This window comes from Klebsiella sp. GFKo11 (assembly GCF_056490265.1).
In genome coordinates this window covers 1,705,854-1,729,285 of record NZ_CM151369.1, presented here as the reverse complement: position 1 = coordinate 1,729,285, position 23,432 = coordinate 1,705,854, and the positions used below count along the sequence as shown (strand labels likewise).

The following is a 23,432-nucleotide window of genomic DNA, read 5'->3' as shown; positions in this document are numbered from 1 at the left end:
ATAACGTCGCCATACTACGCCGTGGGACCTGCTTTGTCGTTAGTGAAGAGGTATCGATTTAACGTCGAGGAAATCCATGATCCCCTGCGCCGCGTGGCGGCCTTCGGCCATCGCGGTCACCACCAGGTCGGCACCGCGCACCGCATCACCGCCAGCAAACACCTTGCGATGGGTGGTCTGGTAACGATAGCGGCTTTCGACATTAGCTTTGATTCGTCCGCGACTGTCGAGCTGTACGCCGACCGACTCCAGCCACGGCATGCCGTGCGGATGGAAACCAAAAGCCATAATTACCGCATCAGCGGGCATGACGAATTCACTCCCTGGGATCGGCGACGGGCTACGGCGCCCCTGGGCATCCGGTGCGCCAAGCTGGGTACGCAGGAAGCGCACGCCGTTGACGTTACCCTCAGCATCCAGTTCCAGCGTCACCGGCTGAACGTTGAACTCAAACATCGCACCCTCTTCGCGCGCGTTTTTGACCTCTTTTTTCGAGCCAGGCATGTTGGCTTCATCGCGACGATAGGCGCAGGTCACCTGTTTCGCACCGTGACGTAGTGCGGTACGCACGCAGTCCATCGCCGTATCGCCACCACCCAGCACGACCACGTTCAGGCCTTCTGTGTTGACGTAAGGCTCTTCCGGCAGCTCCAGAAGCCCCATCACCTGCTTGGTGTTGGCGATCAGGAACGGCAGCGCATCGTACACGCCGGGGGCGTCTTCATTGGGCAGATCCGCCTTCATTGAACGGTAGGTTCCGGCACCAATAAACACCGCATCATAGTCCTCAAGCAGCGTGGTCAGCGGGATATCCTTGCCTATCTCGCAGTTCAGCTCAAAGCGTACGCCCATCTGGGTAAAGATTTCGCGCCGCCGGGCAAGGAGTGATTTATCCAGCTTAAATGCAGGAATACCAAAGGTTAGCAGGCCGCCGATTTCCGGATGGCGGTCAAACACTACCGGCTGCACGCCGTTGCGCACCAGGCGGTCGGCACAAGCAAGCCCCGCAGGACCGGCACCAATAATCGCCACCCGCTTGCCGCTTTCGACGACCTGCGAGAGATCCGGTCGCCAGCCGCTGGCCAGCGCCTGATCGGAAATATAGCGCTCAATATTGCCGATAGTGACCGAACCGTGCTCATCGCGCAGCGTACAGGCCCCTTCGCACAGGCGATCTTGCGGACAAACGCGGCCAGTGATTTCCGGCAGGCAGTTGGTTTGATGAGAAAGCTCCACGGCTGCTGAGATATCGCCCTCTTTCACTCGCTCAATCCACTGCGGAATATGGTTATGCAGCGGACAGGTCCATTCGCAAATACTGTTTTCTCCGCACTTCAGGCAGCGTTCTGCCTCGCGGTTGGCCTGGCCGGCGCTGAACGGCAGATAGATCTCAGAAAAGTTGGCTTTGCGCGCTTCAGCGGACAGCTTGTCAGGCTCACCGCGCGATGGCGTGGCGGCCATCTGGGCAACCTTTCCGCCCGAACACGGCGATGCTACTGCGCCCGGGTGGCTATGCCACGGCTGCGCTTCCAGACGCGCTGCGCGCTGACGCCGCTGTCTTGCCAGATTTAACAGCGTGTTGTCCGTCGCCAGCTGTAATGCTTGTGCCGGGCAGTTTTGCACGCAGGCGGGTCCCTCTTCACGACCATTACACAAATCGCATTTGTGCGCCGTCGCTTTAAATTTTCCCTCCTGTACTGGGGTGAGAACAATTTGCATCACGCCAAACGGGCAGGCAACCATGCAGGATTTGCAACCGATGCATTTCTCCTGATTAACCTGCACGCTGCCGTTAAGCTGACTGATTGCGCCATTTGGACAGCTCCGGGCGCAAGGAGCTCCTTCACAATGGTGACATGTTACTGCGTTACGTTTTTGCTCGCTTTTGATAACCGTAATACGCGGCAAGAAACGCTGCGGGGTCAATACATGCTGCTCATCGTTGTGCGCCATGACGCAGGCAACTTCACAAGCCTGGCATCCGATGCACTTATGACTATCGCTTAAAATAAAGTGGTTCATGACATCCTTCAGTCTTATTGGTGAATAACCCCTCAATTCGCATGCTTATCTATTACCCGACAAAACGGTGCAGGGACAATGTGCATTTGCACAGGTTGCCGATTTTTTGGTGATAACCCGAGGTGGATCAATTTTTTTGACTTAAATGAAATTACGTTTTATTTAGCTAAGTAATAATTGGTTACGTTAGAGGTCAGGCGACGATGCGCAGAAAAGCAGAAGATTGGTGGAGATAGCAGGACAGTTCTTTACGCTGCCATAAAAGGCACATGATAAATTACACTATCTCCTTAATTTCTCCACGATTGCCTGAGGGCTTGCCGCTAAAGTGTCACAGGCTATGCAATAACAAAAAGATGAGCAAAATGAGGTCCCAATTCTGATGGCGAATTTCTTTATCGATCGCCCCATTTTTGCGTGGGTTCTGGCAATCCTTTTATGCCTGACCGGAACGCTCGCGATTTTGTCGCTTCCCGTGGAGCAATACCCCGAATTAGCACCGCCCAACGTGCGAATCACAGCGAACTATCCCGGTGCCTCTGCACAAACGCTGGAGAATACCGTTACCCAGGTCATCGAACAAAACATGACCGGACTCGACAACCTGATGTACATGTCATCACAGAGTAGCGGCACAGGTCAGGCAAGCGTGACGCTGAGCTTTACCGCCGGGACCGACCCGGACGAAGCCGTTCAGCAGGTGCAGAACCAGCTGCAATCAGCAATGCGTAAACTCCCGCAGGCCGTACAAAACCAGGGTGTGACGGTGCGCAAAACCGGGGATACCAATATCCTGACCATCGCCTTTGTCTCTACCGATGGCAGCATGGATAAACAGGATATCTCCGACTACGTCGCCAGTAATATTCAGGACCCGCTGAGCCGCGTAAACGGCGTCGGCGACATCGACGCGTACGGCTCCCAGTACTCAATGCGCATCTGGCTCGACCCGGCCAAGCTCAATAGTTTTCAGATGACGGCGAAAGACGTTACCGATGCGATTTCGTCACAGAACGCCCAGATTGCTGTCGGCCAACTGGGCGGCACGCCGTCGGTGGATAAACAGGCATTGAACGCCACCATTAATTCACAGTCGCTGTTACAAACCCCAGAGCAGTTTCGCGATATCACCCTGCGGGTTAATCAGGATGGTTCCGAGGTCACTCTCGGCGACGTCGCCACCGTCGAGATGGGGGCGGAAAAATACGATTATCTTAGCCGCTACAACCGTCAGGCCGCTTCCGGTCTGGGGATAAAACTGGCATCCGGCGCCAACGAAATGGCGACCGCCGAACGCGTTATCGACCGCCTGAACGAGCTATCGCAATACTTCCCGCACGGTCTTGAATACAAAGTTGCCTACGAAACCACCTCTTTCGTGAAAGCATCAATTACCGACGTAGCGAAAACGCTGCTGGAAGCCATCGCGCTGGTGTTCCTCGTGATGTACCTGTTCTTGCAGAACTTCCGTGCCACGCTGATCCCCACCATCGCCGTTCCGGTGGTACTGATGGGAACCTTCGCCGTCCTCTACATCTGTGGCTACAGCATCAACACCTTAACCATGTTCGCCGTGGTGCTGGCGATCGGCCTGCTGGTGGATGATGCCATCGTGGTGGTGGAAAACGTCGAGCGCATCATGAGCGAGGAAGGTCTTTCGCCGCGAGAGGCGACGCGAAAATCGATGGGGCAGATCCAGGGGGCGCTGGTCGGCATTGCCATGGTGCTCTCGGCAGTATTTGTGCCGATGGCCTTCTTCGGCGGCACCACCGGCGCTATCTATCGTCAGTTCTCAATAACAATTGTCTCAGCGATGGTGCTATCCGTCCTGGTGGCGATGATCCTGACGCCAGCGCTGTGCGCCACCTTGCTCAAACCGATTCATAAAGGAGAATCCCACGGACAACGGGGCTTCTTCGGCTGGTTTAACCGCATGTTTAACCGTAATGCCGACCGCTACGAATCCGTCGTCGCCAAAATTCTTCACCGTTCGCTGCGCTGGATAATGCTCTACGTCCTCCTGCTGGGCGGGATGGTATTTCTGTTCCTGCATCTTCCTACGTCATTCCTGCCGCTGGAAGACCGCGGCATGTTTACCACGTCGGTGCAATTGCCCAGCGGCGCGACCCAGCAGCAGACGCTAAAAGTAGTACAGCAGGCGGAAGATTACTTCCTGAAACAGGAGAAACAGAACGTCGAATCGGTATTCGCCACCATCGGCTCCGGCCCCGGCGGCAACGGGCAGAACGTAGCGCGCATGTTCGTGCGTCTGAAGGATTGGGACGAGCGCGATCCGACAACCGGTTCATCCTTTGCCATCATCGAACGCGCAACCAGGGCGTTTAACAAAATTAAAGAAGCGCGCGTATTCGCCAGCAGCCCACCGGCTATTAGCGGGCTGGGCAGCTCCGCCGGTTTCGATATGGAGCTGGAGGACCACGCCGGTAACGGACACGAAGCGCTGATGGCCGCCCGTGATACCCTGCTGGAGCTGGCTGCCAAAAATGACCAATTGACCCGTGTTCGCCATAACGGCCTTGACGATAGCCCGCAGTTGCAGGTCGACATCGATCAGCGTAAAGCGCAGGCGCTGGGCGTGTCCATCGACGATATCAACGACACGCTGCAAACCGCCTGGGGCTCGAGCTACGTCAATGACTTTATGGACCGGGGTCGCGTGAAGAAGGTTTATGTTCAGGCCGCAGCGCCATATCGCATGCTGCCGGACGATATCAATCTTTGGTATGTACGCAACAACAGCGGCACGATGGTGCCCTTCTCCGCCTTCGCCACCTCGCGCTGGGAGACCGGCTCACCGCGTCTGGAGCGCTACAACGGCTACTCGGCGGTGGAGATCGTCGGTGAAGCCGCCCCGGGCGTCAGTACCGGTACCGCCATGACAATCATGGAAGAATTGGCCCAGCAGCTACCGAATGGATTTGGCGTGGAGTGGACGGCGATGTCTTATCAGGAACGCCTCTCCGGCGCGCAGGCCCCGGCGCTATACGCCATTTCGCTGCTGGTTGTGTTCTTGTGTCTGGCGGCTCTGTATGAAAGCTGGTCGGTGCCGTTCTCAGTGATGCTGGTGGTACCACTGGGGGTTATCGGCGCGCTGCTGGCGACCTGGATGCGCGGTCTGGAAAACGACGTTTATTTCCAGGTGGGTCTGTTAACGGTTATCGGTTTATCGGCGAAAAACGCCATTCTTATCGTCGAGTTTGCCAATGAGTTAAACCAGAAAGGTGAAGACCTGCTTATCGCGACGCTATCGGCCTGTCGCCAGCGACTGCGGCCAATCCTGATGACTTCGCTGGCATTTATCTTCGGCGTGCTGCCGATGGCGACCAGCACCGGGGCTGGTTCCGGCAGCCAGCATGCGGTGGGGACTGGCGTGATGGGCGGTATGATCTCCGCTACCGTGCTGGCAATCTTCTTCGTACCGCTGTTCTTCGTGCTGGTGCGCCGTCGCTTCCCGCTTAAGGAACGGCCGCAATAACAAAGAGATAAGTCTGCTTTATTTTACCGGGATTAATAACAGAAAAGGCGACCGAAAGTGTCGCCTTTTTCATAATTGGTCGTTTCGACTGCATTATTATTCTGCCCGTGGAATCGCCCTGCTTACATTATGGAAATTTATTTACGAAGCATACCTTCAATAAAATCTTTCCAGTTCCCTAGTTCATGCTCAATCATAATAGCCTCTCTTATTATTATGGGTGATTTTATGCAAATTCGTTGATGGTGAAAAGTGTGTTTACGCTATCGCTCTGATTACTTTAATTACCGCCTCCAGAAAAAGCCCTTTCATTCGTAAGTACTATGAGCCGAATTTAACCCGTTTAATGTGACCAACAGCAACATTCAGCAACATTTGTTCATCAGCACAATCCGCCCTCACTCGGCTTGTGACAAGTCACAGCGCAAAAGCAGGTCAAAAAGCAACCAACAGATAACGTTCAGGATATATCACGGGTAAAAAACGATATTTATTAACGTAATTCACGTATTATTTATTAACGACTTATATATTCGGAACATTCCTGGTCAAACGTTTAATTCAATGGAAAAGGTTTAATCATGCTCACCATGTACGGGATAAAAAATTGCGATACCATAAAAAAGGCCCGCCGCTGGCTGGAAGCCCAGCAGATAGAATATCGTTTTCATGATTATCGGGTTGATGGTCTGGACCGCGAATTATTAGATACCTTTATAGATGAACTCGGCTGGGAAGCGCTGCTCAATACCCGCGGCACCACCTGGCGCAAGCTAGACGAAACGGTCCGCGCAGGTATCGATAACGCCGATGCTGCGGCAAAACTGATGCTGGAAATGCCGGCAATCATCAAACGCCCATTGCTCTGCGCGCCCGGTCAGCCTATGCTGCTGGGTTTCAGTGAATCTAGTTATCAGCAGTTTAACGAGGTGTAGTCTATGTCTTGCCCGGTCATTGAGCTGGCTCAGCAGCTTATTCGCCGCCCTTCCCTCAGCCCCGATGATGCGGGATGCCAGGCGTTAATGATTGAACGTCTGCGTGCGATTGGCTTTACCGTTGAACCGATGGATTTCGGCGATACTCAAAACTTCTGGGCCTGGCGCGGGCGCGGGGAAACGCTGGCTTTCGCCGGTCATACTGATGTTGTCCCTTCTGGCGATGCCGACCGCTGGATTAACCCGCCTTTCGAGCCTACTATTCGCGACGGAATGCTGTTTGGCCGCGGCGCGGCAGACATGAAAGGCTCTCTCGCTGCGATGGTGGTTGCCGCTGAACGCTTTGTCGCCCAGTATCCGAACCATCAAGGTCGCCTGGCATTTCTGATCACCTCAGATGAAGAAGCCAGCGCCAAAAACGGCACCGTTAAAGTCGTGGAAGCGCTAATGGCGCGTAATGAGCGCCTGGATTACTGTCTGGTCGGAGAACCCTCCAGCACCGAAGTTGTCGGCGACGTCGTCAAAAATGGCCGTCGCGGCTCCCTGACCTGCAACCTGACCATTCACGGCGTGCAGGGGCACGTGGCCTATCCCCACCTCGCGGATAACCCGGTCCACCGCGCCGCGCCGATGCTGGCAGAGCTGGTGAATATTGAATGGGATAAAGGTAACGATTTCTTCCCGCCAACCAGCATGCAAATCGCTAACGTGCAGGCCGGAACCGGCAGCAACAACGTGATTCCCGGCGATATGTTCGTACAGTTCAACTTCCGCTTTAGCACAGAATTGACTGACGAAATGATCAAAGTGCGCGTTGTAGCTCTGCTGGAAAAATACGAACTGCGCTACAGCGTTGACTGGTGGCTTTCAGGCCAGCCGTTCCTGACCGGCCGCGGTAAACTGGTTGATGCGGTGGTGAACGCCATTGAGCACTATAATGAAATTAAACCGCAGCTCCTGACCAATGGCGGTACCTCCGACGGGCGTTTTATCGCACGCATGGGTGCGCAGGTGGTTGAACTGGGGCCAGTGAATGCCACTATTCATAAAATCAACGAATGTGTTAATGCCGCCGATCTCCAGCTACTGGCGCGGATGTACCAACGCATCATGGAACAGCTGGTCGCCTGACGGCATCATAGATAAGAGGTAGCGCGCATGGATTGGCTAACGAAATACTGGTGGATTCTGGTGTTGGTATTTTTAGTGGGCGTGATGATTAACGTGATTAAGGATCTGAGTCGCGTTGACCACAAAAAATTTCTCAACAATAAGCCGGAGCTGCCTCCGCATCGCGATTGCAACGATAAGTGGGACGATGAGGATGACTGGCCTAAGAACGGCCAGTCGAAGAAAAAGTAAGCGTCTTACTTCAGTTATGTCTACGGGTCCTGCAGATCCGGTAGTCCGAACAGATGCCCAGCATCGCCTTCGGGAAATTAACACAGTATGCCGCTATTTTCCCGGGGGCGGCGCTTGACGCGCCTTGCCCGGGCTACGGGTTCACTGCCGTATGTGGGTCTGGTAGCCCGGACAGATGCGTAGCATCGCCTCCGGGTTTTCTATTTACAGCAGTTCGATTAGATCGTCATCTTTCGGCGTGCTGCCGCTGAGCGCTTCATCAAAATAGTGTTTCGGCACGGTAAAACGCAAATGATCGAGGGCAAACTGCATGCTGCGATCGTCAATCGCGTGTCCCAAGTCTTCAACGATATCCAGCGTCACATCCCCACCGGCCTGCTGGAGCGCTTCTTGCCCGGCGACTGCCCACGCCAGATCGATAACACGATCCTCACCGCCGTGAATCAGATGGACTGTTGTCGCCGTGGTCGCCTTCTCCGGCAGAGTTGCATAGCGGCCGTTAAACGCAATCACCCGCGATGCCAGCCCCGGCTGCGCCTTAATGCTCTCCAGCGACATAATCGCCCCCTGCGAGAAGCCGATCAGCGCCGTCGCCTGCGGACTAACGCCGCTCTGCTGCTGCCAGTAGCGAACGGCTTCGATAAAGGTCGGCATAATGGCATCCACGCGCTGCTGGCGGTTTTCTTCGGTAACACCTTGCACGGAGAACCACTGGCGTCCCGGAGGCGGTCCGCACGGCTCCGCGCCGCCGATGCTGACAATCAGCGCATCGGGAAAGAGCGGCGCAAACCAGCTGCCGATTTGCCCCATGGCAACCGGGTTATCGCCGACGCCATGAAACAGCAGCAGCAGTTGCTGTGCAGGGGTCGCGGGGCTTTGAACAACAAAATGATCGTGTTTCATGGCTGTCTCCTTAATGTCTGCAAGGAAGTTTACGCCGCATGTGAAATATGACCATGCCATTTAACTGAAGGAGTTAGTTAAAAAAATTGCAGCATTTTGACCTGCTGGCGCAGAGCATCAGCGCGGGTTGCATTGAGAGTAGATAATGCCAGCGCCGCCTCTTCGCGCAGCCTGACCAGCAGCGCTTTTCGCCCGCAGAGTTGTAACGTGCGGCAAAGTTCCGCTTCATCCTGGCGTTGCAGGCGTGCACGCAAAGCGGGTAGCGGTAAATTCACCTGCATGAGCAGCCGATTGAGGCTACCAACCGCCGCCAGCAGCGGGCGATGGGCAAACGCAAAGCCCGCAGCCTCCAGCCAATCCTCTTCAGTAAAGATAGCCGCTTCTTCCAGTCTAGTCAGCGGCAACGACTCATTTCGCCAGTCGCAAAGCCAGTGTTCATCGCGCAGTAACCGGCGGATTTCCTGCTGAGCCAGATGTCGACCAGCCGCGCTGATGGGATAGAGCGCCATCGCGGTATAACAGCCGCTGCTGGCTTCCCGATGAGTCCCCAGGCGCACCAGCATAAAACCGCAGCTATCCCAGAAACGCCACAGTTCGGGTGTGTAGCCAAAACTGACCGAGAGATAGTCCCGCTCCGACGCCTGAGACGCCGCCCAATCGACCAGCCGTTGCCCAAGCCCCTCGCGCTGGCGCACCGGGTGTACGGCAATACGACTGATACGTAGCCCCATGAGCGTCGCCGCCAGCGGGCTTCCGCCGTGCGCCGCGAGGGATTGCGCCACCAGATTACCACGCGGGCGGCGATATCCAGCCCACACAGCCTGGCTGAGCGATGGCTCAAGACCGCCCTCTTCCACCAGCCACAGCGCACCAGCGATGTGCTCACCGCTGCGGGCGCAGGTAAAGTGCTGCCCCGGCGCATCCATCATGCGGCGTAAATCGAGAGGAGAAGTGCGATAGTGCGCCCCGGAGAGCAGTTGATACATCGCCTCCGGTAAAGCGGGCTGCTGCTGCCAACTGGTCTGACTGATGTTTTCCAGTACCGTGTCGCCAGCAGGCGCATGCTGGAAGGTCTCATCGCTAAACAACAGCAACTGCGCGATAGCCGCCTCCAGCGGGCAGCCCAATGCCCAGCGGATGGGCGTCGTCAAACTAAACTGCCGCAAATGGGCAAAACCGGCGCAAAACTTAAGCAGAAAACCGCGCCCGGTGCCTTCGTAGCCCTGAACAGTAGTCGTGAGCAGAGTACGCGGAAAACGCTCAACCAGCTGGCGCAACAGCGGCCCCGGAATGGCGGCGGCCTCATCAACAATCAGCCACGAAGCGTTGCGCTCTGATGCCAGTAACGCATCGGGAGCCATAAAGCGAAAGCCTTCACCTGCAAAAGCCGCCATCACATCTGTGGCTCCACGCGCCGGTGCCGTAACGATAGCATCGCCTGCCAGCTGGCGAATAAGCATTCCCGCCAGAGCGGATTTACCTCGTCCGCGCTCGGCGGTTAAGGCGGCGATACCGGGAGGGAAGTCAGCCAATTCGGCAAGAACGGCGGCCTGCTCCGCCTGCGGCTGACCATCAGCGGGATGCCAGGATTCACGAAACGGGAAAGCGGGTAATGTCAGCTCATTCCCCTGCCGCCAGAGGACAGAATCATTATCGGCAATAATTTGCTGGCAGAAACGATAGACAAAATTTGGCGTGGGGACCGGCTCGGGAGTGTCGCTCCAGCGCAGAGAGTCTGCGTCAGGCCGGGTCGACCATTGGGAAAAATCGGGGATCAGCAAGATCAGCCAGCTTCCTGCGCGCAGCGTACCGGCTAACGCCGCAAATGCCGCGACGTCAAACCCCTCACGCGCATCGAAAAAAGCATGCTGGAATTCCCGGCCCAGCAGGATCTTCAGTGCACCGGGAGGCGTATACGGCTCCGGCACCGGCTGCGGGCCAACCCACAGCCCATCTCCAGCCAACAGAGTACGCAGATTTTGTGCCTGGTTGAAAGTCCAGGCATCATCGCCGCTGAGCACCAGCAGACGACGGATGCCCTCACGCGCCATTTGCGCCGTCAGGTGAAGCAGTTCATCCATGACAGACGGCAATTACAGCACGTTGCCAAAGGTGTTGCACTGCGCCGGGTCGCCGCTATCGAAGCCGCGTTTAAACCAGGTATAGCGCTGCTGCGATGTACCGTGAGTAAAGCTGTCCGGCACCACGCGTCCCTGGCTCTGCTGCTGCAAGCGGTCATCACCAATCGCCTCTGCGGTGTTCAGCGCCTCTTGCAGGTCGCCAACCTCCATCACGTCCTGCTTCTGCATATTGTAGCCCCAGACGCCCGCGAAGCAGTCCGCCTGTAGCTCCATTTTCACTGACAGGCGGTTCGCTTCCGCTGGTGAAGCATTCTGCTGTAGCTGGCGCACTTTCGACTCAATACCCAGCAGCTTTTGTACATGATGGCCGACTTCATGGGCGATAACGTAACCCTGAGCGAAGTCGCCGCCCGCGCCGAGCTTAGTTTTCATCTCATCGTAAAATGACAGGTCGATGTACACTGTGCTATCCGCCGGACAGTAGAACGGTCCCATCACCGACTGGCCGGTACCACAGGCGGTTCGCGTCGCGCCGCGATACATCACCAGCTTAGGCTGCGGATACTGACGACCCATGTCTTTAAAAATCGTGCCCCAGGTATCTTCCGTATCCGCCAGAACCACTTTAGTGAACTTCGCGGCTTCTTCATCCTGTGGACTAATAGAGCGTTGAGTGGTGGTTTGCTGTTGTGACACCGGTTCACCGGTTAACATGCCGGTTAAATCAACGCCGTAATATCCCGCCACCACAATGATAATCAGCAGCACGATACCGCCTTTCCCGCTGGGGAGACGAAAACCGCCACCTCCGCCCATCGGTGAACCGGATTGACCACGGCGATCTTCAACATTGTCGCTTTCGCGACGCCCTTGCCAACGCATAAGCACCTCAATTCATCATAAAACCAATGTATGAGATCGTAGGCGGTTCAACGGAGGATTACCACAGGAAACAGCAAGAAGAGCGCCAGAAGAAGAGGGTTTCCTCTGGCGTCGGGGGATTAGTCCAGTTCTACGCCCAGACGGCGGGCAACTTCTTCATAGGCTTCAATCAGGCCGCCGAGGCTCTGGCGGAAACGGTCTTTGTCCATTTTATCCATGGTCTTTTTGTCCCACAGACGGCTACCGTCCGGAGAGAACTCGTCGCCTAGCACCACTTCGCCTTTAAACAGACCAAACTCCAGCTTGAAGTCCACGAGGATCAGGCCCGCATCGTCAAACAGCTTTTTCAGCACGTCGTTAGCTTTGTAGGTCAGTTCCTGCATACGCGCCAGGTTCTCTTTGCTCACCCAGCCGAAAGTTTCGCAGTAGGATTCGTTGACCATCGGGTCGTGCATGGCGTCGTTTTTCAGGAACAGGTCAAAGAGCGGCGGGTTCAGCTCGATGCCCTCTTCAATCCCTAAACGTTTCACCAGCGAACCGGCAGCGCGGTTACGCACAACGCACTCCACCGGCACCATATCCAGCTTTTTCACCAGACATTCGGTATCGGACAACAGCGCTTCCATCTGGGTCGGGATACCCGCTTGCGCCAGTTTGCTCATAATGAAATAGTTGAACTTGTTGTTCACCATGCCTTTACGATCGAACTGCTCAATGCGAGCACCGTCACCTGCTGACGTATCGTTACGGAATTCGAGTACCAGCAGATCCGGGTTTTCGGTGCTGTAAACGGTCTTCGCTTTACCACGATACAACTCAGCTAGCTTTTGCATCTTTGTCACTCCAGTGATGATTAACGATAAAAATTTGTGCTTTTCTGCTGACGCACACGTTTGCGTCACTATACATTAAAAAGGGCCGGATTACTCCAGCCCTGTTTATTACTTACTTAATGCGGCCTGGAATACGGCAACCAGGGCGTCATTTTGCGACTGCGTCAGGGTATGTCCTTTCGGGTCGATGAACTGCAGACTGCTGCGGTTATCGAGGTCCCCGACCTGCAGTTTATAATCGCCGGATACCAACTGCGGGTCGCGAGCGCCCAGATCGGTCCAGCCGCTGTCGGATAGCGGTTTGTAGGTCACGGAGAAGCTACCCTGAGAACGGGAGCTATCGGTTACCTTCATACCCACTTTTTCCAGCGCGCCCGGCAGGCGTTGCCACACCAGGTTAAACGGTGCGCGAACGACCAGCATCGGCAGGCCGGTATCATCCGCACCGCTCTGCACGTCGAAGGTCGCCCCGGCATTTTTCTGCGCGGCATTCTGAGCGCTGGTAGCGTTCAGATCCAGACCTTCGGAAATGACGTTCAGCATGGCAGTACTGTAGCGCTGCAGCGAAGCCGGATCGGCAACCGGTTTACCCGCCTGCTCCAGATTCACCAGCTTCACGACCACTGCTTGCTGATAGCCCTGCTGTTTAACTGAGATTTGATAGCGACCACGGTACTGCTGGTCTTCATCGAGGCGATTCCATTCGACCCAGTCGGTATTCAGCGTCTGGCTGGCATCGTCGCGTTTCGCGATAGTGTAGTTTTTCGACTGCACGATGCTTGCCACCTGCGCCCACAGCGAACCGCTGCGACCGTTCTCCACCATCAGCGTCGCGGTATCACCGTTAAACTGAGTGCGCGCGCCGCTAACCAGCGCCAGAGGCTGAGCCGGAGGACGGATATCCAGAGCCTTGCCTGTGTTACCGGTGCTGGTCGCAACCGGAATATTATAATCACCCACCTGAACCGGCAGGATCATCCCTGCTGGCGCGTGAAGTTCACTAAGCGGCGTTGCCTGCAAATAGGCCTCGTCGCCGCTCACCTGACGCTTATAGCGCGAGTCAGAACTACAGGCCGCGAGGAGTAGAACCAGCGAAACACCCGCAACCTTCGCCAGGCGCGACTTCTGTACTGAGTAAGCCATCAAATCTCCCTAAACTTTACAGCAAACCGGCATGCTTCAACGCTGCGGTGACAACCTTAGTACCGTTTTCGGTAATCGGGGTCATCGGCAGGCGTAGCGTATCGGTCGCCACAAGACCCAACGCCTTACATGCCCATTTGACCGGGATAGGGTTGGGTTCGACAAATAATTTTGTATGCAACGGCATCAGACGCTGATTAATCGCCCGAGCTTCGGCGAATTGGCCAGCCAGAGCCAATCGGCACATTTCAGCCATTTCGCGCGCCGCAACGTTTGTGGTTACGGAAATCACGCCGTGACCGCCAAGCTGCATAAAGTCCATTCCGGTCGCGTCATCGCCGCTCAGCAGAATAAAGTCATCTGAAACCAGCTCTTTGATCTGATGAACTCGACTTAAGTTCCCCGTCGCTTCCTTAATACCGATAATATTTTTAACTTCCGCCAGACGACCGACGGTTTCCGGCAACATATCGCAGCCGGTACGGGACGGCACATTATACAGGATTTGCGGCAGGTCAGTATGTTCTGCAATAGCTTTAAAGTGTTGGAACAGGCCTTCCTGGGTCGGACGGTTGTAATAAGGCGTAACCGTCAGGCAGCCAACCACACCGCTATTGTTGAACCGCTTGGTCAGGCTAATCGCCTCTGCGGTTGCATTTGCACCGGTACCCGCGATAACCGGGATGCGTCCGTCAGCCAGCTCCAGCGTCTGCATAACTACATCACCATGCTCTTCATGGCTCAATGTTGCGGACTCTCCGGTAGTGCCTACCGAAACGATCGCCGAGGTACCGCTGGCGACATGGTAATCAATCAGTTTTTTCAGGCTTGACCGGCAGACGTTACCGTTTTCATCCATCGGCGTGATAAGCGCTACAATACTTCCCGTAAACATGGGCCATCCTCAGAGCAGAAGTGGGACAAGATTCTCAATGTTACGTTTGGTGCTGCAATAAAAGCAAGAGACCCGATGCCATCAGGGATGTTGTATGCCGGTTTTTTTTATGCTTTCCTAATGTTACCTCACCTTTTTAAAGGAAGAACAGGTTTGACAGCCTCATTACAACACTATCTGGTTATTACCGCGTTGGGTGCTGATCGCCCTGGCATCGTGAATACAATCACTCGCCACGTCAGCAGCTGCGGCTGTAATATCGAAGACAGCCGGCTGGCCATGCTTGGTGACGAGTTTACGTTTATCATGCTGCTCTCCGGCTCGTGGAATGCGATTAACCTGATTGAATCGACTCTGCCGCTGAAAGGTGCCGAGCTTGATCTGCTGATCGTAATGAAGCGTACAACCGCAAGGCCGCATCAGGCGATGCAAAACACCGTCTGGGTTCAGGTTGAGGTGCCGGATTCGCCGCATATTATTGAGCGATTTACTGCCCTGTGCGATACGTGGAAAATGAACATTGCCGAGCTGGTTTCCCGCACCCACCCGGGAGCGAACGACGATTCAGCGCAGCTTTTTATCCAAATCACCGCCCATAGCCCGACTACGCAAAATGCATCAAATATCGAACAAGCGTTCAAAGCCCTATGTACAGAACTGAATGCACAAGGCAGTATTAACATCGTTAATTATTCACAGCATGATGAACAGGATGGAGTTTGAGTAATGAACCCACTGAAAGCCGGTGACATTGCACCGAAATTTAGCTTACCAGACCAGGACGGCGAGGAAGTAAATTTGACCGACTTCCAGGGACAGCGTGTTCTGGTTTATTTTTACCCGAAAGCCATGACCCCGGGCTGCACCGTACAAGCGTGCGGTTTACGCGATAATATGGACGACCTGAAAAAAGCAGGCGTTGAAGTACTGGGTATCAGTACTGATAAACCAGAAAAACTCTCCCGCTTCGCCGAAAAGGAGCTGCTGAACTTTACTTTGCTGTCTGACGAGAATCATCAGGTATGCGAACAGTTTGGCATCTGGGGTGAAAAAACGTTTATGGGGAAAACCTACGACGGTATTCACCGTACGAGCTTCCTCATCGATGCCGACGGCAAAATCGAACATGTGTTTGATGATTTCAAAACCAGCAATCACCACGACGTGGTGCTGAACTGGCTGAAAGAAAACGCCTGACGCACAGACAAACGCAAGACGCCGGGTCGGTTTCAAACCACCCGGCGTCTTTTTTTGCCGCTCATCAGTAAGCGTTGCGCTAATTCTCTTCTTCTGTGTCTTCCACTATCAGGCCATCCGGCCAGGCATGCACCACCGCTTTGATTAGCGTCGCCAGTGGAATCGCGAAGAACACGCCCCAGAATCCCCACAGGCCGCCGAAGATAACCACCGACAGAATAATCACCAGCGGGTGCAGGTTAACGGCTTCGGAGAACAGCACCGGCACCAGCAGGTTGCCATCCAGCCCCTGAATAATCAGGTAAACCGCGAACAGGCTCCAGAATTCGGTGCCCGCGCCAAACTGAAACAGCGCCACGCCGACCACTGGAATGGTAACCACAAAAGCACCAATGTAGGGAATCAGTACTGAAAACCCAACCAGCACCGCCAACAACAATGAATAGTTAAGCCCGAAAAGGATAAAACCAATCCACGTCGCCACGCCGACGACGATCATCTCCAGCACCTTACCGCGAATATAGTTGGTAATTTGCTGGTTCATCTCTTTCCACACCTGCCCTGCCAGTCCGCGATTGCGCGGCAGCACACGGCGCACGGCGTTAAGCATCTGCTCTTTGTCTTTCAGCAGAAAGAAAACCATCAGCGGCACCAATACCAGATAGACCGCCAAAGTCAGCAGCCCGACCAGCGAGGCAAGCGAATATTTCACTACCGAATCACCGACGGTTAACATCCGCCCGCGCATATTCTCCGCCATGGCGTCGATAATTCCGGCATCCATTAAGGCCGGATAGCGGCGCGGCACCGTCGCGGCAAAATCAGAAAGTTTGTTCAGCATCCCCGGCATATCACGAATCAGATAAATGCCCTGCTGCCAGGCAACCGGCATCACCACAAACGCCATCAATAGCAGAATGCCGACGAACAGAATCAGGACCACCGAGGTGGCCCAGGTACGAGAAAAACCGATACGCTCCAGCCTGACCGTTGGCCATTCAAGCAGATAGGCCAGCACGATGGACACTAATAGAGGTGCCAGCAGGCCGCTGAAGAAAAACATAATGCCGAAACCGGCCAGCAAAATGACCAGCAGCGCTATCGCCTCCGGATCGCTGAACCGACGGCGGTACCACTGCATTAACATCTGAAGCATAAAACCCTTCCCTGAAGAGCAAAGCTGTAACAATCTCGGGAATTGTATCGAAATGTCACAAAAAAGACTTCGCTTTTTATGGGTAAAACCACAAACATTAATGACCGGGTGAATATGATATTTGCAACGCCGCTAACGACGGCTAAACTCGCTGAACTTGCTTGCGGTCAGGGAACATTACGCCGCACAATCGGTCAAACTGGCACACCTACATTACAGGATTGAGGTTATGTTCAGGCAGTTGAAGAAAACGCTGGTGGCAACCGTCATAGCGTCGCTGACGCTGGGTTCGATATTACCTGCTTTTGCCGACTCCGCAGACACCCTGCCGGACATGGGCACCTCCGCAGGAAGCACGCTCTCCATTGGCCAGGAAATGCAGATGGGGGATTACTACGTACGCCAGCTGCGCGGCAGCGCACCGCTGATCAATGACCCACTGCTGGTGCAATACATTAACGGCTTAGGTATGCGTCTGGTTTCGCACGCCAATTCAGTGCGAACGCCGTTCCACTTTTATCTGATCAATAACGATCAAATTAACGCCTTTGCCTTCTTCGGCGGTAACGTTGTGCTGCACTCGGCCCTTTTCCGCTATTCCGATAACGAAAGCGAGCTGGCGTCGGTCATGGCGCACGAAATTTCTCACGTCACCCAGCGCCACCTTGCCCGCGCGATGGAAGATCAAAAGCGTAACGCTCCGCTGACCTGGGTCGGCGCGCTGGGATCGATTCTTCTGGCGATGGCAAGTCCGCAAGCCGGGATGGCGGCGCTCACCGGGACCCTGGCGGGAACCCAGCAGGGAATGATCAGCTTTACCCGGCAAAACGAAGAAGAGGCCGACCGCATTGGTATTCAGGTTCTTCAGCGTTCTGGTTTCGATCCGCAGGCAATGCCAGCGTTTATGGGCAAGCTGCTTGATGAATCGCGCTACTCTACTCGTCCGCCGGAAATGCTGCTGACGCACCCCCTGCCGGAAAGCCGTCTGTCCGACGCCCGCAACCGCGCAAACCAAATGCGCCCGGTCGTCGTCCAGTCCTCAGCTGACTTCTATCTGGCGAAAGCCCGTACGCTTGGCATGTACACCTCCGGCGACAACAAGCTAGGCAATGATCTGCTAAGCAGCTGGGAGAAAGGTAATATCCGCGAACAACATGCTGCACAATACGGTCGCGCCCTGTTGGCGATGGGCAATAACAATTACGATCTGGCGCGCAAAACGCTGCAGCCGCTGCTGAGTGCCGATTCGCAAAATGCCTGGTATCTTGACCTGGCAACCGATATTGACCTTGGGCAGAAGAAAGCGACGGAGGCGATTAATCGCCTGAAAAGTGCCCGTGAACTGCGAACCAATCCGGTGCTGCAATTAAACCTTGCCAACGCCTTGTTGGAAGGCGGGCAACCGGCAGAAGCGGCGAATATCCTAAATCGCTACACTTTTAATTATAAAGATGATGTCAACGGTTGGGATTTACTGGCGCAAGCAGAAGCCAAGCTGGGCAATCGCGATCAGGAGCTGGCGGCACGGGCTGAAGGCATGGCGCTGGTTGGCCGACTCGATCAGGCCATTACGCTGCTCAGCAGCGCCAGCTCGCAGGTGAAATTAGGCAGTTTGCAACAGGCTCGCTACGATGCGCGCATCGATCAGCTGCGTCAGTTGCAAGAACGCTTCAAACCGTACCAGAAAATGTAAGGAGATCTCATGTCCGATACGGTCAAAATCTATCACAACCCTCGCTGCTCCAAAAGTCGCGACACATTAAGCCTGCTGAAAGCCAACGGCATCGATCCTGAGGTAGTGCTCTATCTGGAGACGCCGCCGGACGCCGCCACGCTGCGTCAGCTGCTGAAGATGTTGGGGATGGCCAGCGCTCGTGAATTGATGCGCCAGAAAGAAGATCTGTATAAATCGCTGGATCTCGCTAACCCACAGCTTAGCGAAGATGCGCTAATCCAGGCGATGATCGACAATCCAAAGCTGATTGAACGGCCTATCGTAGTGAGCCACGGCGAAGCAAGAATCGGCCGCCCACCTGAGCAAGTTTTGGAAATTGTGAGCTAAAAGCAACGCGCCGTAACGGGTTTGAACGTTGCGGCGCACAGCCTAAAGCTTCAGGATTTCTTTCACGAACGGGATCGTCAATTTGCGCTGAGCGGTAATCGAGGCGTGATCGAGCTGATCGAGAGTCATGAACAGCGAGCGCATTTCGCGATCCAGCCGCTTAAGTAGAAAACGACACACATCTTCCGGCATCTCGAAGCCGCGCAATCTGGCACGCAGCTGCAGTGCCTGAAGCTTATCTTCATCTGATAGCGGCTGCAGCTTGTAGATTTGCCCCCAATCGAGGCGCGATGCCAAATCCGCCAGCCCCAGTTTGAGCTGGCGCGGAGGCCGATCGCCGGTAATCAACAACCGGGTTTTGCCCGATTCAAGGATCCGGTTATAGAGATCGAAGATCGCCATTTCCCACAGTTCATCGCCCGCCACGCATTCAATATTATCGATGCAAACCAGCGATAGCTGCTCCATTCCGTCCAGCACTTCTGGCACAAACCACGTCCGTTTATCCAAAGGAACGTAGCCCACCGCGTCGCCACGTTGGGAAAGTTCCGCGCAGGCGGCGTGCAATAAATGGCTGCGCCCCGCCCCTTCGCGTGACCAGATATAGATGTATCCGCTATGTTCCTGCCGCAGCACGTTCTGAAGGGCAGCAAGAAGAGAAGGATTATCGCCCGGCCAGAAACTCGCGAAAGTTTCATCATCGGGAAGATACAGTGGCAAAGAGAGCTGTGCCGGTGCGTTCAGATGGACCTCAACATAGGCTTTCAGAAAAACGCGAAGAGTTTAGCACACAAATAGGTAAGGAGAGAACCGGGCGGGATCGCCGCCCGGTATAAGGATCAATGTTTTGCTTCTTCGCTGTCCGCCGCGTCGAGAACAACCTCTTCCGGGCGCAGAACGCTGATCAGTTTGAAGATCAGGCTCAGGCAGATACCCACGATGGTCGCCAGCGCCATACCTTTCAATTCTGCGGCACCAATATGCACCTTCGCACCGCTAACGCCGATGATCAGGATAACGGAGGTCAGAATCAGGTTCTGCGCTTTGTTGTAATCCACTTTTGATTCAATCAGCACGCGAATACCCGACGCGCCGATCACGCCGTACAGCAGCAGAGACACGCCGCCCATGACCGGTAGCGGAATGATCTGGATTGCTGCCGCCAGCTTACCAACGCAGGAGAGCAGAATCGCAATAATAGCCGCCCCGCCGATAACCCAGGTGCTGTAAACGCGGGTAATCGCCATCACGCCGATATTCTCACCGTAGGTGGTGTTTGGCGTCGAGCCAAAAAAGCCGGATATAACGGTCGAAAACCCGTTAGCAAACATTGAACGATGCAGGCCCGGATCGCGGAGCAGATCTTTTTTGACGATATTCGCCGTCACGACTAAATGCCCAACGTGCTCGGCGATGACGACCAGCGCGGCAGGCAGAATGGTGAAAATCGCAAACCATTCAAAGCGCGGCGTGTAGAAGGTCGGCAGCGCGAACCAGTGAGCCTCGGCGATTGGCGTGGTATCGACCGCGCCCATTACAAAAGAGAGCGCGTAGCCCACCAGCACGCCGATCAAAATCGGGATAATCGCCAGGAAACCGCGGAACAGTACCGAACCGAATACCGTCACGCCCAGCGTCACCATCGAAATGATAATAGTCCTGGTATCTGGAGCTTGCCCGTCCGCAGGCAGCAGTCCGGCCATGTTCGCCGCAACGCCCGCCAGTTCCAGCCCGATAACCGCAACAATCGCGCCCATCGCCGCCGGGGGAAACATCACATCCAGCCAGCCGGTACCGGCTTTTTTGACAATAAAAGAGACGATGCAAAACAGCACGCCGCACATGATAAAGCCGCCGAGGGCAACTTCGTAGCCCAGCGGCAACAACAGCAGTACCGGGGAAATAAAGGCAAAGCTCGATCCAAGGTAAGCCGGGATTTTGCCTTTGCAGATGAAAAGATATAACAGCGTTCCGATGCCGTTAAACAGCAGTACCGTGGCCGGGTTGATATGAAACAGAACGGGCACCAGTACCGTTGCGCCAAACATGGCGAACAGATGTTGCAAACTAAGCGGGATTGTCTGTAAAAGCGGCGGTCTTTCACTCACCCCGATAGCACGGCGCGTCATGGCATTTTCCTCTGAGAGTCGTTTGTTGGTTGTTGTTGGTGTGTTTTATTCAAAAAAAAGCCGACTATCAAAGTCGGCTTTTTCTACTTCATCATTTATTTCGTACCAAAAATCTTATCGCCGGCATCGCCGAGCCCCGGAATAATGTATCCGTGCTCGTTAAGCCCCTGGTCAATTGATGCGGTGTACATTTCCACATCCGGATGCGCTTTCTCCAGCGCGGCGATACCTTCCGGCGCTGCCACCAGAACCAGCACCTTAATGCTGGTGCAGCCCGCTTTTTTCAGCAGGTCGATAGTGGCGATCATTGAACCGCCGGTTGCCAGCATCGGGTCAACTACCAGCGCCATACGTTCGTCAATATTGGACACCAGCTTCTGGAAGTAAGGAACCGGCTCGAGGGTTTCTTCGTCACGATAGATGCCCACGACGCTGATACGTGCGCTCGGCACGTGCTCAAGCACGCCTTCCATCATTCCCAGACCTGCGCGCAGGATCGGCACAACGGTAATTTTCTTACCTTTGATTTGCTCGACTTCTACCGGACCGTTCCAGCCTTCGATAGTGACTTTCTCGGTCGCCAGATCGGCAGTGGCTTCATAAGTCAGTAAGCTGCCCACTTCTGAGGCGAGTTCACGGAAGCGTTTGGTGCTGATGTCGTGCTCGCGCATCAGGCCCAGCTTGTGTTTGACGAGTGGGTGTTTCACTTCCACGATCTTCATTCTCTTTCTCCTCTGAGGGGCAGCCACAAAAAAAATCGCCGGATTATACCGCCTTTTACCTTTTACGCCATAGCCGATATGTTTGACCGGGATCAACCAAAATGCTTTACGGTGCCTGAGCCAGTATAAGACAAAATAAAAAAAACCCGCGAACGCGGGGCTGGATGGGGCTTTGCGGCAATTTACAGCTTTTCGCCGTTGCTGCCGATAACTTGCTGATACCAGGCAAAAGATTTCTTGCGGCTACGCTCAAGCGTACCGTTGCCTTCATTGTCTTTATCAACATAGATAAAGCCATAGCGTTTTTTCATCTCGCCAGTGCCCGCCGAGACCAGGTCGATACAGCCCCACGGGGTGTAACCCATCAGGTCAACGCCGTCTTCAACAACTGCTTTTTTCATCTCGGCAATATGCGCAGAGAGGTAGTCGATACGATATTGGTCATCCACCGAGCCATCAGCCTCGCGCACGTCGATAGCGCCAAAACCGTTCTCGACGATAAACAGCGGCAGCTGGTAGTGATCCCAGAACCAGTTCAGGGAGTAGCGCAGCCCGACCGGGTCAATCTGCCAGCCCCAGTCCGACTTCTGCACGTACGGATTGGAAACCAGGCTGGTGGTTTCATCGTAATCCAACTGCGGATTATCCTCGGTCGCTTTGGTGGCGAACGACATATAGTAACTAAAGCCGATATAGTCGACGCAGCCCTGAGTCAGCGCCACGCGATCTTCTTCGGTAATATCCAGCGCAAAACCGCGACGCTCGAAGTAGTTCAGCAGGTGCTGAGGATATTTGCCGCGCACGTGAACATCAGTGAACCAGTAGCGACGATGCATGGCGTTCATCGCCATCATCATATCGTTGGGCGCACAGCTCAGCGGGTAAATCGGGCACATGGCGATCATGCAGCCAATCTGCAATGTCGGGTTAATTTCGCGAGCCACTTTAACCGCCAGGGCGCTGGCGACCAGCTCATAGTGCGCCGCCTGATACATGACCGGCTCGCGGTCTTCGCCGGGTAGATATTTCAGTCCGGAGTTAGTAAATGGCGCAAAATCTTCGTGGAAGTTCGCCTGGTTGTTGATCTCGTTAAAGGTCATCCAGTACTTCACTTTATGCTGATAGCGGGTAAACACGACCTGCGCAAAGCGAACGAAGAAATCAATCAGCTTACGGTTACGCCAGCCGCCATATTCCGTCACCAGGTGGTACGGCATTTCGAAGTGAGAGAGCGTAATGACCGGTTCGATGCCGTGCTTTAGGCACTCATCAAAGAGATCGTCGTAAAACTGCAGTCCAGCTTCGTTCGGTTCCAGCTCATCGCCCAGCGGGAAGATACGCGTCCAGGCAATTGAGGTACGGAAGCATTTAAAGCCCATTTCGGCAAACAGCTGAATGTCATCTTTATAGCGATGGTAAAAATCAATCGCCTCATGATTAGGGTAGTTTTTCCCCGGCTGCACGCCATCGGTGATTTCACGCGGCACGCCGTGCGCGCCTGCGGTCATCACATCGGCGACGCTGGCGCCTTTACCGCCCTCTTTCCAGCCGCCTTCCAGCTGATGCGCTGCGACCGCACCGCCCCACAGAAAACCTTCTTTGAATCCAGACATG

Annotated in this window: 21 protein-coding genes; 8 read left to right on the top strand and 13 right to left on the bottom strand. The window is 54.8% G+C overall.

The genetic code is table 11. The features are described 5' to 3' along the window. Positions 1-39: 39 nt before the first annotated feature. Positions 40-2,022, bottom strand: coding sequence for a formate-dependent uric acid utilization protein AegA (gene aegA, locus AC07P6_RS08425; RefSeq protein ID WP_478316021.1), 1,983 nt, complete (start codon positions 2,020-2,022; stop codon positions 40-42). A 382-nt stretch (positions 2,023-2,404) separates the two neighbouring features. Here aegA and acrD point away from each other — a divergent pair, with 382 nt between their 5' ends. Beyond that, a complete protein-coding gene (gene acrD, locus AC07P6_RS08420; protein WP_478316020.1) occupies positions 2,405-5,518 on the top strand; it encodes a multidrug efflux RND transporter permease AcrD in 3,114 nt (1,037 codons plus the stop codon). Between the two features lie 137 nt (positions 5,519-5,655). On the opposite strand, the gene ypfM is transcribed toward acrD, so the two are convergent. Beyond that, the gene (gene ypfM, locus AC07P6_RS08415; RefSeq protein ID WP_100181659.1) at positions 5,656-5,715 is read right to left on the bottom strand and encodes a protein YpfM; all 60 of its coding nucleotides are present in this window, start codon (positions 5,713-5,715) and stop codon (positions 5,656-5,658) included. 384 nt (positions 5,716-6,099) lie between these two features. Here ypfM and AC07P6_RS08410 point away from each other — a divergent pair, with 384 nt between their 5' ends. The 3 genes from AC07P6_RS08410 to AC07P6_RS08400 are packed head-to-tail and all read left to right on the top strand — an operon-like array spanning position 6,100 to position 7,815. Continuing rightward, on the top strand, positions 6,100-6,453 hold the full coding sequence (locus tag AC07P6_RS08410) for an ArsC family reductase (protein ID WP_110272155.1): 354 nt from the start codon (positions 6,100-6,102) through the stop codon (positions 6,451-6,453). A 3-nt stretch (positions 6,454-6,456) separates the two neighbouring features. After that, positions 6,457-7,584 (top strand): succinyl-diaminopimelate desuccinylase, encoded by a 1,128-nt coding sequence (gene dapE, locus AC07P6_RS08405; RefSeq protein ID WP_478316019.1) that lies wholly within the window; start codon positions 6,457-6,459, stop codon positions 7,582-7,584. Positions 7,585-7,611: 27 nt separating this feature from the next. Next, positions 7,612-7,815, top strand: coding sequence for a YpfN family protein (locus AC07P6_RS08400; protein WP_110272153.1), 204 nt, complete (start codon positions 7,612-7,614; stop codon positions 7,813-7,815). Between the two features lie 204 nt (positions 7,816-8,019). Here the strand turns inward: AC07P6_RS08400 and ypfH are convergent, their stop codons facing one another. The 6 genes from ypfH to dapA form a co-directional block, all read right to left on the bottom strand. Further along, the gene (gene ypfH, locus AC07P6_RS08395; RefSeq protein WP_182240287.1) at positions 8,020-8,718 is read right to left on the bottom strand and encodes an esterase; all 699 of its coding nucleotides are present in this window, start codon (positions 8,716-8,718) and stop codon (positions 8,020-8,022) included. 77 nt (positions 8,719-8,795) lie between these two features. Next, positions 8,796-10,799 carry a tRNA(Met) cytidine acetyltransferase TmcA gene (locus tag AC07P6_RS08390; RefSeq protein ID WP_478316018.1) on the bottom strand — a complete coding sequence of 668 codons (2,004 nt, stop codon included), beginning with the start codon at positions 10,797-10,799 and terminating at the stop codon, positions 8,796-8,798. Between the two features lie 12 nt (positions 10,800-10,811). Continuing rightward, positions 10,812-11,681, bottom strand: a complete 870-nt coding sequence (gene ypfJ / locus AC07P6_RS08385; protein WP_478316017.1) for a KPN_02809 family neutral zinc metallopeptidase — start codon at positions 11,679-11,681, stop codon at positions 10,812-10,814. A 119-nt stretch (positions 11,682-11,800) separates the two neighbouring features. After that, positions 11,801-12,514, bottom strand: coding sequence for a phosphoribosylaminoimidazolesuccinocarboxamide synthase (gene purC, locus AC07P6_RS08380; protein ID WP_110272150.1), 714 nt, complete (start codon positions 12,512-12,514; stop codon positions 11,801-11,803). A 108-nt stretch (positions 12,515-12,622) separates the two neighbouring features. Then, positions 12,623-13,657: an outer membrane protein assembly factor BamC gene (bamC, locus tag AC07P6_RS08375; RefSeq protein WP_478316016.1), complete on the bottom strand. Its 1,035-nt coding sequence runs from the start codon at positions 13,655-13,657 to the stop codon at positions 12,623-12,625. Between the two features lie 16 nt (positions 13,658-13,673). Then, positions 13,674-14,552, bottom strand: coding sequence for a 4-hydroxy-tetrahydrodipicolinate synthase (gene dapA / locus AC07P6_RS08370; RefSeq protein ID WP_112215492.1), 879 nt, complete (start codon positions 14,550-14,552; stop codon positions 13,674-13,676). Between the two features lie 153 nt (positions 14,553-14,705). On the opposite strand from dapA, the gene AC07P6_RS08365 reads away from it, so the two are divergent. Together AC07P6_RS08365 and bcp are read left to right on the top strand one after the other, a co-directional pair. Further along, the gene (locus AC07P6_RS08365) at positions 14,706-15,275 is read left to right on the top strand and encodes a glycine cleavage system transcriptional repressor (protein ID WP_478316015.1); all 570 of its coding nucleotides are present in this window, start codon (positions 14,706-14,708) and stop codon (positions 15,273-15,275) included. Positions 15,276-15,278: 3 nt separating this feature from the next. Next, a complete protein-coding gene (gene bcp, locus AC07P6_RS08360) occupies positions 15,279-15,749 on the top strand; it encodes a thioredoxin-dependent thiol peroxidase (RefSeq protein WP_112215491.1) in 471 nt (156 codons plus the stop codon). 79 nt (positions 15,750-15,828) lie between these two features. Here bcp and AC07P6_RS08355 read toward each other — a convergent pair whose 3' ends face one another. Further along, positions 15,829-16,905, bottom strand: a complete 1,077-nt coding sequence (locus AC07P6_RS08355; RefSeq protein ID WP_434662131.1) for an AI-2E family transporter — start codon at positions 16,903-16,905, stop codon at positions 15,829-15,831. Between the two features lie 229 nt (positions 16,906-17,134). Between AC07P6_RS08355 and bepA the strand changes: the two genes are divergently transcribed. Continuing rightward, positions 17,135-18,598 carry a beta-barrel assembly-enhancing protease gene (bepA, locus tag AC07P6_RS08350; protein ID WP_478316014.1) on the top strand — a complete coding sequence of 488 codons (1,464 nt, stop codon included), beginning with the start codon at positions 17,135-17,137 and terminating at the stop codon, positions 18,596-18,598. A gap of 9 nt (positions 18,599-18,607) precedes the next feature. Then, on the top strand, positions 18,608-18,967 hold the full coding sequence (gene arsC, locus AC07P6_RS08345) for an arsenate reductase (glutaredoxin) (protein ID WP_110272144.1): 360 nt from the start codon (positions 18,608-18,610) through the stop codon (positions 18,965-18,967). A gap of 42 nt (positions 18,968-19,009) precedes the next feature. Here arsC and AC07P6_RS08340 read toward each other — a convergent pair whose 3' ends face one another. The 4 genes from AC07P6_RS08340 to AC07P6_RS08325 form a co-directional block, all read right to left on the bottom strand. Next, positions 19,010-19,711, bottom strand: a complete 702-nt coding sequence (locus AC07P6_RS08340; RefSeq protein WP_220022280.1) for a DnaA inactivator Hda — start codon at positions 19,709-19,711, stop codon at positions 19,010-19,012. Positions 19,712-19,806: 95 nt separating this feature from the next. Next, positions 19,807-21,096: a uracil permease gene (gene uraA / locus AC07P6_RS08335; RefSeq protein ID WP_110272142.1), complete on the bottom strand. Its 1,290-nt coding sequence runs from the start codon at positions 21,094-21,096 to the stop codon at positions 19,807-19,809. A 95-nt stretch (positions 21,097-21,191) separates the two neighbouring features. Beyond that, on the bottom strand, positions 21,192-21,818 hold the full coding sequence (upp, locus tag AC07P6_RS08330; protein WP_110272141.1) for a uracil phosphoribosyltransferase: 627 nt from the start codon (positions 21,816-21,818) through the stop codon (positions 21,192-21,194). 182 nt (positions 21,819-22,000) lie between these two features. Continuing rightward, complete coding sequence (locus tag AC07P6_RS08325; RefSeq protein WP_434662126.1) at positions 22,001-23,431, bottom strand: 6-phospho-beta-glucosidase; 1,431 nt, start codon at positions 23,429-23,431, stop codon at positions 22,001-22,003. Position 23,432 lies beyond the last annotated feature (1 nt).

Bases quoted from the DNA above. Each gene is read 5' to 3' on its own strand.
- aegA (WP_478316021.1), bottom strand. From the start codon at position 2,022: ATGAACCACTTTATTTTAAGCGATAGTCATAAGTGCATCGGATGCCAG.
- acrD (WP_478316020.1), top strand. From the start codon at position 2,405: ATGGCGAATTTCTTTATCGATCGCCCCATTTTTGCGTGGGTTCTGGCA.
- AC07P6_RS08410 (WP_110272155.1), top strand. From the start codon at position 6,100: ATGCTCACCATGTACGGGATAAAAAATTGCGATACCATAAAAAAGGCC.
- dapE (WP_478316019.1), top strand. From the start codon at position 6,457: ATGTCTTGCCCGGTCATTGAGCTGGCTCAGCAGCTTATTCGCCGCCCT.
- AC07P6_RS08400 (WP_110272153.1), top strand. From the start codon at position 7,612: ATGGATTGGCTAACGAAATACTGGTGGATTCTGGTGTTGGTATTTTTA.
- ypfH (WP_182240287.1), bottom strand. From the start codon at position 8,718: ATGAAACACGATCATTTTGTTGTTCAAAGCCCCGCGACCCCTGCACAG.
- AC07P6_RS08390 (WP_478316018.1), bottom strand. From the start codon at position 10,799: ATGGATGAACTGCTTCACCTGACGGCGCAAATGGCGCGTGAGGGCATC.
- ypfJ (WP_478316017.1), bottom strand. From the start codon at position 11,681: ATGCGTTGGCAAGGGCGTCGCGAAAGCGACAATGTTGAAGATCGCCGT.
- purC (WP_110272150.1), bottom strand. From the start codon at position 12,514: ATGCAAAAGCTAGCTGAGTTGTATCGTGGTAAAGCGAAGACCGTTTAC.
- bamC (WP_478316016.1), bottom strand. From the start codon at position 13,657: ATGGCTTACTCAGTACAGAAGTCGCGCCTGGCGAAGGTTGCGGGTGTT.
- dapA (WP_112215492.1), bottom strand. From the start codon at position 14,552: ATGTTTACGGGAAGTATTGTAGCGCTTATCACGCCGATGGATGAAAAC.
- bcp (WP_112215491.1), top strand. From the start codon at position 15,279: ATGAACCCACTGAAAGCCGGTGACATTGCACCGAAATTTAGCTTACCA.
- AC07P6_RS08355 (WP_434662131.1), bottom strand. From the start codon at position 16,905: ATGCTTCAGATGTTAATGCAGTGGTACCGCCGTCGGTTCAGCGATCCG.
- bepA (WP_478316014.1), top strand. From the start codon at position 17,135: ATGTTCAGGCAGTTGAAGAAAACGCTGGTGGCAACCGTCATAGCGTCG.
- arsC (WP_110272144.1), top strand. From the start codon at position 18,608: ATGTCCGATACGGTCAAAATCTATCACAACCCTCGCTGCTCCAAAAGT.
- uraA (WP_110272142.1), bottom strand. From the start codon at position 21,096: ATGACGCGCCGTGCTATCGGGGTGAGTGAAAGACCGCCGCTTTTACAG.
- upp (WP_110272141.1), bottom strand. From the start codon at position 21,818: ATGAAGATCGTGGAAGTGAAACACCCACTCGTCAAACACAAGCTGGGC.
- AC07P6_RS08325 (WP_434662126.1), bottom strand. From the start codon at position 23,431: ATGTCTGGATTCAAAGAAGGTTTTCTGTGGGGCGGTGCGGTCGCAGCG.